Origin of the sequence: Winogradskyella psychrotolerans (genome assembly GCF_018860545.1) — a bacterium.
In the GTDB taxonomy this organism is placed as follows: domain Bacteria; phylum Bacteroidota; class Bacteroidia; order Flavobacteriales; family Flavobacteriaceae; genus Winogradskyella; species Winogradskyella psychrotolerans_A.
Window position 1 is genome coordinate 376,247 of record NZ_JAHKPN010000011.1, and the last position, 13,466, is coordinate 389,712.

The 13,466-nt window shown below is 33.8% G+C and carries 12 protein-coding genes and 1 tRNA gene; 6 read left to right on the top strand and 7 right to left on the bottom strand.

The genetic code is table 11. The annotated features are described in order from the left end of the window. From KO515_RS05110 to mnhG, 4 genes are read left to right on the top strand one after another with little or no spacing between them, the layout of a single operon-like run. On the top strand, nt 1-1,521 hold the full coding sequence (locus KO515_RS05110) for a proton-conducting transporter transmembrane domain-containing protein (protein ID WP_215935297.1): 1,521 nt from the start codon (nt 1-3) through the stop codon (nt 1,519-1,521). A gap of 18 nt (nt 1,522-1,539) precedes the next feature. After that, a complete protein-coding gene (locus KO515_RS05115; protein ID WP_215935298.1) occupies nt 1,540-2,016 on the top strand; it encodes a Na+/H+ antiporter subunit E in 477 nt (158 codons plus the stop codon). After that, nucleotides 2,013-2,288 carry a cation:proton antiporter gene (locus KO515_RS05120; RefSeq protein WP_215935299.1) on the top strand — a complete coding sequence of 92 codons (276 nt, stop codon included), beginning with the start codon at nt 2,013-2,015 and terminating at the stop codon, nt 2,286-2,288. Before KO515_RS05115 ends, KO515_RS05120 begins: the two co-directional genes overlap by 4 nt. Continuing rightward, nucleotides 2,281-2,676, top strand: coding sequence for a monovalent cation/H(+) antiporter subunit G (gene mnhG, locus KO515_RS05125; protein ID WP_215935300.1), 396 nt, complete (start codon nt 2,281-2,283; stop codon nt 2,674-2,676). Before KO515_RS05120 ends, mnhG begins: the two co-directional genes overlap by 8 nt. A gap of 429 nt (nt 2,677-3,105) precedes the next feature. Here the strand turns inward: mnhG and KO515_RS05130 are convergent, their stop codons facing one another. After that, nucleotides 3,106-3,522 (bottom strand): DoxX family protein, encoded by a 417-nt coding sequence (locus KO515_RS05130; protein ID WP_215935301.1) that lies wholly within the window; start codon nt 3,520-3,522, stop codon nt 3,106-3,108. A gap of 104 nt (nt 3,523-3,626) precedes the next feature. Continuing rightward, entirely contained in the window at nt 3,627-5,081 is a 1,455-nt protein-coding gene (gene cls, locus KO515_RS05135) for a cardiolipin synthase (protein WP_215935302.1), read from the bottom strand. 289 nt (nt 5,082-5,370) lie between these two features. On the opposite strand from cls, the gene KO515_RS05140 reads away from it, so the two are divergent. After that, nucleotides 5,371-6,960: an FMN-binding glutamate synthase family protein gene (locus KO515_RS05140; protein ID WP_215935303.1), complete on the top strand. Its 1,590-nt coding sequence runs from the start codon at nt 5,371-5,373 to the stop codon at nt 6,958-6,960. A 76-nt stretch (nt 6,961-7,036) separates the two neighbouring features. Next, nucleotides 7,037-9,325, top strand: coding sequence for an FUSC family protein (locus KO515_RS05145; RefSeq protein ID WP_252723781.1), 2,289 nt, complete (start codon nt 7,037-7,039; stop codon nt 9,323-9,325). Nucleotides 9,326-9,413: 88 nt separating this feature from the next. On the opposite strand, the gene KO515_RS05150 is transcribed toward KO515_RS05145, so the two are convergent. The 5 genes from KO515_RS05150 to ftsZ all read right to left on the bottom strand — a co-directional run bounded on the left by KO515_RS05150 (nt 9,414) and on the right by ftsZ (nt 13,455). After that, nucleotides 9,414-9,947 (bottom strand): hypothetical protein, encoded by a 534-nt coding sequence (locus KO515_RS05150; RefSeq protein ID WP_215935304.1) that lies wholly within the window; start codon nt 9,945-9,947, stop codon nt 9,414-9,416. 141 nt (nt 9,948-10,088) lie between these two features. Further along, entirely contained in the window at nt 10,089-10,457 is a 369-nt protein-coding gene (locus KO515_RS05155) for a hypothetical protein (protein WP_215935305.1), read from the bottom strand. Nucleotides 10,458-10,804: 347 nt separating this feature from the next. Beyond that, nucleotides 10,805-10,878: transfer RNA gene (locus KO515_RS05160), tRNA-Arg, on the bottom strand. A 33-nt stretch (nt 10,879-10,911) separates the two neighbouring features. Beyond that, complete coding sequence (locus KO515_RS05165) at nt 10,912-11,361, bottom strand: GatB/YqeY domain-containing protein (RefSeq protein ID WP_215935306.1); 450 nt, start codon at nt 11,359-11,361, stop codon at nt 10,912-10,914. A gap of 165 nt (nt 11,362-11,526) precedes the next feature. Then, nucleotides 11,527-13,455 carry a cell division protein FtsZ gene (gene ftsZ / locus KO515_RS05170; RefSeq protein ID WP_215935307.1) on the bottom strand — a complete coding sequence of 643 codons (1,929 nt, stop codon included), beginning with the start codon at nt 13,453-13,455 and terminating at the stop codon, nt 11,527-11,529. Between the last annotated feature and the right edge of the window lie 11 nt (nt 13,456-13,466).

The window sequence follows — 13,466 nt, forward strand, 5'->3', positions numbered from 1 at the left end:
ATGATGGCACAAATAGTTTTCTTACCAATTATTGTACAGTTGCTTTTAGCAATTAGTCTTCTTTTTAGCTGGAAATGGATAAAATGGCAAAAAATTATAAGTAACGTTGGTAGCGTTTTAAGCTTGGTAATAGCTATTTGGTTATTTTCAACAACTTGGACAGAAGGTACACTTACTGTACAAGCAGGAAACTGGCAAGCTCCTTTCGGTATTAGTTTTGTATCCGACACCTTTGCTGCTACTTTAGTGCTCCTTACAGCAATAAGTGGCATGGCTGTTTCTTTTTTTTCAGTAGGTACCATAATGCCAGCACGATTAAAATTTGGATTCCTACCCATTTTTCATTTTTTGTTGTTGGGATTAAATGGGGCTTTTCTTACCGGAGATATTTTTAACTTGTATGTTTGGTTTGAAATCATCATAATCAGCTCTTTCGTTTTAATAACCCTTGGTGGTGAAAAAACACAAATCGAAGGTGCCATAAAATATTTTACGCTCAATATTTTTGCATCTGTTATTTTTTTAACAGCCATTGCCGTTTTGTATGGTTTAACGGGTTCACTAAATATGGCCGATTTAGCATTAAAAGTTGCAGAGATCCAAAATAGAGGATTGGTAGAAGTTACTGCTATTTTATTTTTAATAGGTTTTGGGATAAAAGCCGCCTTATTTCCACTATATTTTTGGTTACCCGCTTCTTATCACACTCCTCCTCCTGCAGTTTCCGCTATTTTTGGAGGCTTGTTAACTAAAGTCGGTGTTTATGCCCTTATTAGAGTGTTTACCTTAATTTTTGTAGGAGATGTTTTTTTGGGAAATATTATTTTAGTCTTAGCGGGTTTAACTTTATTTAGCGGTGCTTTAGGTGCATTGACCCAGAATAATATTTCAAAAGTTTTTTCATACCTTATTATATGCCATATAGGATACATGATTCTCGGCTTAGGTATGTACACCGAAATGGCTATAACTGGAGTGGTTTTTTACCTTATACACGATATTATTGCTAAAACCAACCTCTTTATGATTGGCGGATTAATATACAGAATTACAGGAACTTATAGTATGCGAGATTCAGGAGGTTTGTATGCTAAATACCCGCTTATATCATTACTAATTATCATTCCTTTTTTCTCTTTGGTTGGAGTCCCTCCTCTTTCTGGATTCTGGGCAAAATTAACATTGATATCAGAAAGTTTTAAATCCGGAAATTACTGGCTAATTGCAGCCATTTTATTTGCTACATTTATTACCCTATTTGTGATAGCAAGAATATGGGCTGAAGTTTTTTGGAAAGAAAGCAAACCATTGCCTAAATTACAAAATTTTAGGTATTTTGAGAAATTGAAACTTGAAAAGAAAATACTTATCGTTGGTCCTATAGTTTTTCTTACACTAATATCCTTATATATAGGTTTTGGAGCAGAATATATCCAACGCCTTGCAACAAGGGTTGCCAACGAGTTAATGGATAATCAACAATATATTCAGGCGGTGTTGGGAGTCAATACCACAAATTAAGAAAAATATAAACCAATAATGAAAGGTAAATTTTTAAGCAATATTCTTTTAACCTTTGTCTGGGTTGCCTTAACAGGAAGCTTCGCTTTTCTGAACTTTTTGTTTGGTTTTGCAATCGCTTTTGTCATTTTATGGGTTATAAACATAAAGAGAGAAGACACAAAATACTTTAAAATTGTACCTAAAATAATTGCATTCTTTTTTTTCTTTTCATACGAACTTATTAAAGCAAATATTCAAGTAGCATATGATGTCATTACCCCAAAATTTTACATGACTCCTGGCATTGTAAAAGTACCTCTCGATGTTAAAACGGATATAGGAATAACCCTTTTGGCAAATTTAATTTCGCTGACACCCGGCACTTTAAGTTTAGATGTTTCTGATGACAAAAAAGTGCTGTATGTACATTCTATGTATATTTCAGATAAAGAAAAATTTATAAAGAGCATTAAAAAAGGGTTTGAAGCACGATTATTAGAAATTTTGAGATGACACTATACGACTATTTATATTATTTACTTCTGCCAATTCTAGCTATATCGATATTATTGCTTTTTATTCGGTTTTTAATTGGACCAAGCATTGTCGATAGGGTTATTGCATTAGATTTATTGATCACTACAAGTGTAGGAATTATAACGGTATATAGTATTGTATATGATCAGCCCACATTTTTAGATATTGCAATGATTTTAGCATTGATTGCATTTTTAGGAACGGTCGCGTTCTCTTACTATTTAGAAAAAAGAAACAAAAATGAGTGATATATTAGTAGGTATTTTAGCAACCTTTGGGACCGTGTTTGTACTTCTAGCCGCAGTTGGCTTAGTACGTATGCCAGACACCTATTTAAGGATTTCAGTGACCACAAAAGCTGCAACCTTGGGAATAGGGCTGATATTGATTGCCGCTGCCGTTTATTTTAATGACTTATCTATTACTTCAAGAGTGCTCGCCATTATATTATTTATTGTACTTACTGCTCCTATTGCTGCGCATCTTATAGGTAGAGCTTCTTATTTTATTGGAATTAAATTATGGGATAAATCGATTATGGACGATCTTAAAGGAAAATATAAAAAAAGAACGCATGAATTGTCTAGTGAAGACGATGATGACAGCTCTAATAATGAGGATCAACCTAACAAATAAAGTTTAGCAGGAAATAAAGCAAAATTCAAATGCTTGGTTGGGTTTACAATGCCGACATCTCATTTCGCTATATAAGTCTCTAAATGGCAAATTTGACTAATCTAAAGTTTCTACTGTGGTAAGCAAGAGGAAAATACCACTAAAACTTTCAATTCCATAAATTTTTGAAATGGTGATAGAAATTATTCTTAATCATATAAGTTGAATTTTTTTAATATAAGATAGCTTCAAAGTCACTTTCAACTTTATAATTACTCAACCTAATTAGGCATCATAATAACTATTTATACTTGAACCTTCAATATGATTTAAAAATAAGCAGTTTTTTTTCTATTAAAACCCCTATTATTTCAGTTTTACTATTTAAATATGCAACACTATAAATTAATAGAATTAACATAAAAAACACCTTCATCTTGTATAGTTACATTATTTGTTTCTACGTCTCAAAAAAGCGTCAATAGAAAACTTACCTGGTCCTGTCAGTAAAATAGTGATATAACCTATTCCATAAAGCAACGCTTTTTCCATTACACCAAAACCATCTGAAATATGTACAATGAATACAGCGACCAACATCGTAATTATTAATGGCACTAATACCCATCGAGTTAATAAACCTAAAGCTAAAAGCATACTACAAATAACTTCAGCAAAAACAGCCATCGCGAGTGATGGTACTGCACCAATGCCAAAAGGATCTGCAAATTGAATGTCTTCTCCACTAAAAAGCTTTTCCCACTTTCCTATTCCGTGACCGAAACACATCCCCAATCCTAAAAATACTCTTAAAATTAATAATCCAATATCGCTAAGCCTACTATTGGTATAATGACTTGTTCTCATGTTTAATATGTTTTTAAGTTTACAAAGAAACAGATTCTGCTTTAAATTAAAGCGGAATCTGTTTTCTTATGTCTTCATTTTATACTAATACCATACGCAATAAATTATAAGAACGGAGACCATAATTTCACCATTTTTTCCCATAAGTGAATATACTTTGGTCTATTGAGCCAATCTTCCGCATTAATTTTCTGAGAGACTTTTAAATCTTTTTCAAACGCATTGGTGAGTTGTTTGGCGATAATTTCACTGTAAACCATGGCATTCACTTCAAAATTAAGATCAAAACTTCTATAATCCATATTGGCTGAACCTACAATTGCTAAATCACCATCTATAACTATCGTTTTCGCATGAACAAATCCCTTGTGGTATTTATAAATTTTTGCACCATACTGAAGTAATTCCGTATAGTAAGCACTAGCTGCAGCATTTACCATTTTAGAGTCTGAAATCCCCGGAATAATTAGTTTTACATCAACCCCACTTTGTATCGCAATAATCAACGCATCTATTAAACTTTCGCCTGGTATAAAATAAGGGGTCGTAATATAAATACTTTGCTTCGCTGAACTTATCGCTTCTAACAATGAATAGAAAATAACTGGTTGTGTACTATCTGGACCTGAAGCAGCTATTTGAACAACATCCTTTTCTATGGAGCCTTGTTTTGTATGATCTGGAAAATAAACTTCTGAAAACGCCATAGGTTTAATGCTACAAAAATTCCAATCACAAAGAAATAAATACTGTAAACTAGCTGTTGCCTGGCCTTTAATTTGCAAATGTGTGTCTCTCCAAAATAAATGGTTTTCTTTCTGTAAATCGTTTCGGTATCTATCACTGATATTAATACCACCAATGAAACTAACCGAACCATCAACAATTACAATCTTCCTATGATTTCTATAATTGAGTCGGTTAGCCAGTGCGTACCATTTAATTTTATAGAATGGTGCTGTTTGCACGCCTGCATCGTTTAATTTTTTTATGAACGACTTTCCTAAACTATGACTTCCAAAGTCATCATACAAAAAACGGACCTCTACACCTTCATTTGCTTTTTTTATTAAAAGTTCAGCAACGTCATTTCCGGTAATATCATTCTCATAAATATAGTACTCAATGTGAATGTGAGACATCGCATTTTCAATTGCTTCTAATAACGCTGGAAACTTTTCTTCCCCATTTACCAATACTGTTACATCGTTATTTGCCGTAAGTGGGCTACTACTAGAACGACGAATATATTCGATTAAGTTTTTATGTCTGTCTGCAATTATCCCAGAATTATGTATCAATTCAGAATACGCATGCAGCCTATTTCTGATGTCTTCGCGAATTGGTTCATCTAAATTGAGTTTTTTACTGTATAGTTTTCGCTTTCGGTAATTAATTCCAAACGAAAAATAAAAAAACATACCAATAAAAGGAACAAAAATAGTGAATAAGATGTACGCCAAGGTTTTTGTACTACTCCGCGTATCATGCAATACTCTTAAAACAACAAAGATCACTAAAAGTATGTAAGCAATTTCCCCGAGTAAAATCCAATTCATAGTTCAATTCATTTGTGCTTTGTTAAGTTAAGATTATTTATTCAGCTATTAAATACCAATACGTACAACTTTTACATTTGTAGGATTAAATTCTTCAGAGTTCCCGACATTTATAATAAACAACATCGGTTTTATTTGTTCTAGATTTTAAGAAATCTTTAAAATCCATTTTATATAATTATCGATTTAAAAATTAAATTAACCCAAAAAGGCAAACTACACAATTTTAATTTATTATTTGATTGGGTAACCCTATCTTTGCCAATTAATTCATTTTAAAATTACCACTATGAAAGTTCGTGAGTATTTTATTCTAATTTCCACAATAGTAGTTTTAGCGATTGTTGGGATAGCGTTTTTATGGCAACCTATTTTATGGGTATTCCTACTTGTGGGTCCGCTTGTAATTATGGGACTTTTCGATATTTTTCAAACCTCCCATACCATAAGACGAAATTTCCCATTAATAGGACGGTTTAGATATATTTTAGAGTCTATACGTCCAGAGATTATGCAGTATTTTGTTGAAACCGATACTGAAGGCCGACCGCTTAATCGTATTTTACGATCTTTAATTTATAGACGTGCTAAAGGAGAAAATGACACGGAACCTTTTGGGACACAAATGGACCTTTACCATTCTGGTTACGAGTGGTTAGAGCATTCTATGTACGCAAAAACTAACCCAAAAAACATTGGTGAAGTTCCTCGTTTAATCATTGGCGGAAAAGACTGTAAGCAACCCTATTCTTCAAGTTTATTGAATATTTCCGCGATGAGTTTTGGATCTCTAAGTAATAATGCTGTTTTAGCATTAAACAAAGGTGCCAAAATGGGAAAATTTGCGCATAACACAGGGGAAGGAGCTATTAGTGATTATCATTTAGAGCATGGTGGCGATTTAATTTGGCAAATAGGAACCGGTTATTTTGGATGTAGAAATGACGATGGTACGTTTAACGAAGTTACCTTTAGAGAAAATGCTTTGAGACCTGAGGTTAAGATGATTGAGATTAAATTATCTCAAGGTGCAAAACCGGGTCATGGTGGTATCTTACCAGCGTCAAAAAACACCGAAGAAATTGCACGTATCAGACACGTAAAACCTGGAATTGCGGTACACTCGCCTCCATCACACTCTGCATTTTCTGACCCAATTCAGTTTATGTACTTTATAAAAAAGCTCAGAGATCTTTCCGAGGGAAAACCAATTGGTTTTAAGTTATGTCTAGGTAGAAAACAAGAATTTATGGATTTTTGTGAAGCTATGATTTACACAAAAATTCTACCCGATTTTATCACCGTAGATGGTGGTGAAGGTGGAACTGGAGCTGCTCCTGTAGAATTTTCTAACTCCATGGGAATGCCTTTACGTGAAGGCTTAATTTTTGTCCATGACACCTTAGTTGGATTCAACTTACGAAAAGATATTAAAGTCATTGTTGCTGGTAAAATCATTACAGGTTTCCACATGGCAAGAGCATTAGCTTTAGGTGCAGATGGCTGCAATAGCGCACGTGCCATGATGCTTTCAATTGGCTGTATACAAGCATTACAATGTAATACTAATACGTGCCCTGTTGGTGTTGCTACACAAAATCCATCTCTGGTAAAAGGATTAGTAGTTGAAGATAAAGCACCACGAGCAAAACGCTATCACGAAGCTACAATTCATAGTTTCCTTGAGCTTGTTGCTGCAGCAGGACTTAATAGTCCGGCTGAATTAACACGCGATCATATCAGCAAGAGGGTTGGGCTTTATGACGTAAAAACATATCACGATATTTACCCACCAATTGAAGAAGGTTCGTTGTTAAACATTGATACGATACCTCAAGACTACCAAAAGTTTTTTCAATTGACACGTATTATGAAGTAATATAAAGACTTCTTATCTTTTTTAAGCTGTTAATTTTCAATACACTGAAAATTAACAGCTTTTATTTTTATCTGAATTGTTAGGCTTAAAAAAATGCCCTTCCCATTCAAATCGTATCTTTGTCTCTAACTATAAAATCACTAATCCCATTTTAGCTATAATCTCAAAACATGCTAAAGAATTATTAGAATTCTTTAAAAGCACTAGCTTTTCTAAAGCCATTTTAATTGGTATTGCGGTTACTGTGCCAATAGTTTTGGGTATCGCAACTGACCAATTTGAAATTGGACTTGCCCTATGCTTTGGTTCATTTTGGTGCTCACCAAGTGATGTTAGTGGTCGCTTAAAGCACAAGCAAGTTGGAATTCTGTTTTCGGCCATTTTAGTTGTAATAATTAGTTTTATTGGTGGCTACCTCAACATTTCAAATTACTTACTGTTCCCAATATTAGGATTTTTAACGTTTAGTATTGCTTTTATTTCCATCTATGGTTTTAGAGCCTCACTGATTAGTTTTTCAGGGTTATTGGCTTTGGTATTAAGTTTTGCACATACCTCCGAAAACTTAGAAGTCTATCAATATGCATTATTAATAGGTGTTGGTGGTATTTGGTACTTATTGCTCTCTACCTTATGGTTTAAAATTAATCCAAAAGCTCAAACCGAAGAAGCATTACATCAAACCTTTATACGTACAGCCGATTTCTTAGACATCAGAAGACAGCTTATTGGTGAACAACCGAACAGAGAAGATTTGCAAACGCAACTCATGACCTTACAAAGTGAATTAAATGAACACCACCAAACCTTGCGTGAAATCTTAATTTTATCGCGAAAAAGCTCAGGGAAATCGAACTATCAAAGTAGACGCTTATTAGTATTTGTCCAGTTAGTAGAAATTCTAGAAACGGCAGTGGCAAATCCTGTGAATTACACTAAAATGGATGTCCTTTTTGAAAAACATCCAGAATTTAAAAAAGATTTTCAGCAGTTAATAACTGAATTCTCACTTCAATTACGTTGTATAGCTCACAACATTAATAATTCGAAGTTATTTCCATCCAATAAAGTGCTTTCTGACGCTCTTAAAACACTTGAAAACAACATCCTAAAATTCAAAAACGAAGATCACCTTGAAGATTATGAACGCTATTTAATGCTTCAAAATTTATTAGATTATCAAAAAAAACAATTTGAGAAAATAAATAAGATCAAATGGCTATTGGGTAATCCCGAATTATCATCAGACGATTATATCAAAAATGATAAACTAAAGCGCTTTATCAATTCTCAAGATTACAATCCTAAATTAATCCTTAGAAACCTCAGCTTTAGGTCTACTATTTTTAAGCATTCGTTACGATTGGCGGTTGCCGTAATGTTAGGTTATGGCATTGGCTTGTTTTTCGACTTTCAAAATCCGTATTGGATTATACTTACGGTCATTGTGATAATGCGGCCAAGTTACGGACTTACAAAAACGCGCTCACAAGACCGAATAATTGGCACATTGATAGGAGCTGTTTTAGCTGCAGGCTTAGTATTCATTATTAACGACCCCTACATTTATGGTATATTAGGGATACTATCATTAGTTGTTGCATTTTCTATGGTGCAGAAAAACTATAAAGCCTCAGCAACCTTTATTACGCTCAGTGTCATCTTCATTTATGCCATACTACAACCCGATATTTTAAAGGTCATTCAATTTAGAGTCATCGATACGCTAATTGGTGCCGCACTGTCTTATACTACAATGCGTTGGCTTTGGCCGGCTTGGTCCTTTATGGAAATTGGAGACAATATTAAAGATAGTTTAAAAGCCAATACAGCCTTTTTTAAATCTATTTGTACCTATTACCAGAAAAAAGGGAGTGTCCCAACAAGTTTAAAAGTAAATAGAAAAGAAGCCTTTCTGCATATGTCTAATTTAAGTTCTGCGTTTCAGCGAATGGCTCAAGAACCAGAATCTAAACAAAACCATGTAGACGATATTTATGAGCTTGTTGTACTTAACCATACGTTTTTATCGTCGTTAGCCTCTTTAAATACTTTTATTCAAAATCATGTAACGACTGAGGCTTCTGAGGATTTCAGACTCATTACAGAGAAAATTACTGATAACCTAAACAAAGTCTGCGCGCAATTAAAAACAATAAATTTTAAAGACTCTCAAATTAGTGATGCCGTTTTCACACCTGAACCTTTTAATTTTCCTATTAATCGAATGACTAATGATGCTATTTCGCAATATGACAGTGAACATTCACACAAAGAAGCACATTTAATTTGGGAACAATTGTATTGGCTGTTTAGCCTCAGCGAAAAAATGTTGAAATTAACAGCTAAATTCAAAAATGACTAATCACGTTTGAATCAACTTTGAGTTGATGATAAAAAAAACCTTCTTTCACAATTCAATTTTGAAAGAAGGTTTTCATTTCTAACCTAATTTATTTAAGCTGCACTACTTGTTTGTCCTTTTCCAACAACACCGACTTAACTTTTGTTCCCAAAAGCCCACTTATCTTTTCTTGCCATTTTTGACCTAGAGCAATTTCATTATTTAAAGTCATTTCATCGTCATTATTATAAAGTACTAAGTTGGTGACATCTTTTAAATTTTGATGTACAAATGATAATTGAATAGAATCAATAACGTGGTAGCCCTTCGTTTTATCTTTAGTGCGTTTCGTTTCTTTAATAAACTTACAAGACGCTATAGCTTTCAAATTAACAGTCTGTACAAAAGCGGAATCCTCTGTTTCTTTATAAAAAAATAAATTTTCTCCGGTGGTATCCAAACCTAAGGCAAAGTTACTGTGTACCTCTACTTCACTTAATTTACAGTTGTGTTGTGCAGCTTCATCTTGAAGTGCATTGCGTAATTTTCGTTTTCTTTTTTTGCTTCCGTTTATAAATAAGACAAACGGTAAAATAACGATTGCGATTATAACCGCATCGATAATAAATAATCCTGTTCCCATGATATTTGAGTTTTATGATAATAATGTAACGTGTAAAAATTGATACGGCATTTAAAGCCATAAACAGACATCATTTTAAATGATGCGTTATACCATTTCTTGTTAGAAATTGTAGAAAATAAAAATGGTTTTACACTTATTTTACCAAAAAGAGTGAAATGGAAAAAGAATTTCCCTTAAATGAATTTGAATAACATTACGATGTTCTGCTATAACAAATTGCGAACGTAGAAGTGAAATTAGATAATTGCCACGACTTAAAAGACCAGCATTTAATACAGAAATTTCTTCTGATGGTGAAGGTTCTAAATTATTCGTAGATACAATACTCAGTTGTTCCTTTTGAACATCAAAATATTGACGATGTGTTGGTGACAAAGCGTACACTTCACCTTCGGTGTCAACAACCACCTGTTCAGTAGCGCTATTTAATAATTGAAAGTCGTTAGCATGCACAGAAGTAGCAAAGCCAACAACAATTAAAATAATATTAAAAAGCGTTTTAAACATTGTCTATTTAAGAATATCCTACAAATTAAATCTATAATAAGGTAATCTACTACAAAATGAATGTTAAATTATTTTGAATTACAATCTGTGTAATCTAATTCTAAATGAAATAGCTATTGTTCAAAATAAAACAAAGATTAAAGGATTGCTGCGCATCCCTTAAAGCTCCGCTTTGAAAATAGTTTCAACAAAAAAACGCTCAAGCGAGCTTGCAATAGCTCTTATTCATTACAAAACAGAGCTTTAAAGGATTGCTGCGCATCCCTTAAAGCTCCGCTTTGAAAATAGTGTCAACAAAAAAACGCTCAAGCGAGCTTGGCGTTTTTTCTTTTGAAACTATTTATTCGTGACCGCGAAGGGATTCGAACCCCCAACCCTCAGAGCCGAAATCTGATATTCTATCCAGTTGAACTACGCAGCCATATTCCTATATAAACAGGAATCTATTATTATCTTAGGACAATTTAGCCTTAACAATATTAGAAATTGTTTTACCATCGGCTTGTCCTGCTAATTTTCCGCTGACAATACCCATTACTTTACCCATATCTTTCATGCCTTCAGCACCTGTTGCAGCTATTGCCTTCATCACCTCAACTGTAATGTCTTCCTCAGAAAGTTGTGCTGGTAAAAACTGACTAATTATTTCTGCTTGTGCTAGTTCTGGTTCTGCCAAATCATTACGATTTTGCTCCAAAAATATGGCTGCACTGTCTTTACGTTGCTTTACCATTTTTGATAAGATCTTTATTTCCTCATCTTCAGAAATCTCTTCTTTTGATCCCGTTGCAGTTTGTGCTAACAATATTTCTGATTTTACTGCTCGTAAAGCAGCCAAAGCTGTCTGATTCTTTTCTTTCATTGCTGCTTTCATAGCAGTCATTATGTCTACTTGTAAACTCATAATCTTGTTGCTTTAAATAAGACTGCGAAGATAGTAAAAGTTCCTCTTAGCTTACAAAAGAATAACAGATACCTTTAAAAATTTTATGAAACAAAAAGCCCAAAAAGTTAGTACTACTTTTTGGGCTAGTCTTTAGTGATAAATCACAATAAATTCAACTCGCTATTAATCTACATTATCGTGTAAGAATGAATTATTACTTCTTAATTGAATATCGTCGTTCTCATCTGTTCCAACAGACATTCTAGACGCTTTTGTTTCAGATGAATGTTGTGCATCCTCTAAATTAACACCTTGTCTTTTGTAAGCTGGTACTTTTTCGATTTCATTTATTTTAGCATCATTAAACTTATAATTGAAATCTTTCATTCTTTTTCGACGCTCATCAGCTCGAGCTATAAGCATTTCAGAGATTGGACTGTTCATAGGGTCTATCTCTTCTTCTGGCGATACTTTACTATCCTCCATAGGAATTGTTTTCTTTTCGAAAACAATATCTTCCTTTACTTCTGCTTTTTCCTTTTTTGTATTAATAGAAGAGTGAAATGGCTCAAAATCATCTAAGGCATATCGTTTTTCACCTTGCTCATTAACTTCAGTTACAGCTATAATTTCTACAGGCTCATTAACATCAATATCCTTTACATCTTCATCCAAACTAAAGAACATTTTGCCTTCTTCAGCTTTCGGCTCTTCCTCTTTTTCAGGCTCCTTATTTGCAATTGGCAAATCGAATGAAAATGTGATTTGCTCTTCATGAACCTCTTCTATTGGTTCTGCTTTATTGACTATTGGCGTAATAACAAAGTCTTCAGGTTCAATTGTAGCTTCTGGCTTTGTATCTAAAACTTCATCATAAACTACATTCATGTTTTTTAAGAAGTCTGTAGTAGCAATTAAGTTTGTTCCATTAGAATCTTCAGCTTTTGGCTCTTCTTCAACGTCTTCTTCAATTAGTGTATGACGAACAACTGGTGCTTCTTTTTCTTTTTCCAAAACGATATCTGGAGTGATAATAGCAGGCTCCTTTTCTTTAGTGCCGCTATCATTAGTTTCACCTAAAGCATGAATTACTTTTTTAGTCTCCGTATTAGAAATTTCATTTTGTTGATCTAAGTCAAATCCTGTAGCGATAATCGTTACAGAAATAGATTCTTGTAAATCTTCATCTTCACCAACACCCATAATTATATTGGCTCCAAATCCGGCTTCAGTTTGAATATGATCGTTAATTTCACCGATCTCATCAATAGTAATTTCTTGAGAACCTGAAACGATTAGCAACAATACGTTTTTAGCTCCTGTAATTTTATTATCATTGAGTAATGGTGAATCTAAAGCGCTCATAATAGCTTCTTGCGCTCTTGTTTGGCCAGAAGCAGTGGCAGATCCCATAATGGCTGTTCCACTATTACTTAATACCGTTTTCGCATCACGTAAATCAATATTCTGAGTATAGTGATGTGTTATAACTTCCGCAATCCCTCGTGATGCTGTTGATAACACCTCATCTGCTTTAGAGAAACCAGCTTTAAATCCAAGATTCCCATAAACTTCACGAAGTTTATTATTATTAATTACCACTAACGAATCTACATGAGAACGTAATTTTTCGATACCGCGTTGGGCTTGTGCATTACGCATTTTACCTTCAAACTGAAACGGCATCGTTACAATTCCAACAGTAAGAATATCAAGTTCCTTCGCCATTTTTGCGATGACTGGTGCTGCTCCTGTTCCTGTACCACCACCCATTCCGGCAGTAATAAACACCATCTTTGTATTGGTATCTAACATTCTACGAATGTCTTCTAAACTTTCTACAGCGGCTTCTTCTCCTACATCTGGATTCGCTCCTGCACCTAACCCTTCGGTTAAATTAACGCCTAATTGTATTTTATTTGGAACACCACTATTTTGAAGTGCTTGTGAATCTGTATTACAGATTACAAAATCGACTCCTTTTATTCCTTGTTGAAACATGTGATTGATGGCATTACTACCACCTCCACCGACACCAATGACTTTGATGACGTTTGATTGATGTTTTGGCAAATCAAATGAAATGTTTCCAAATTCGTTGCTACTACTCATATATTATGGAT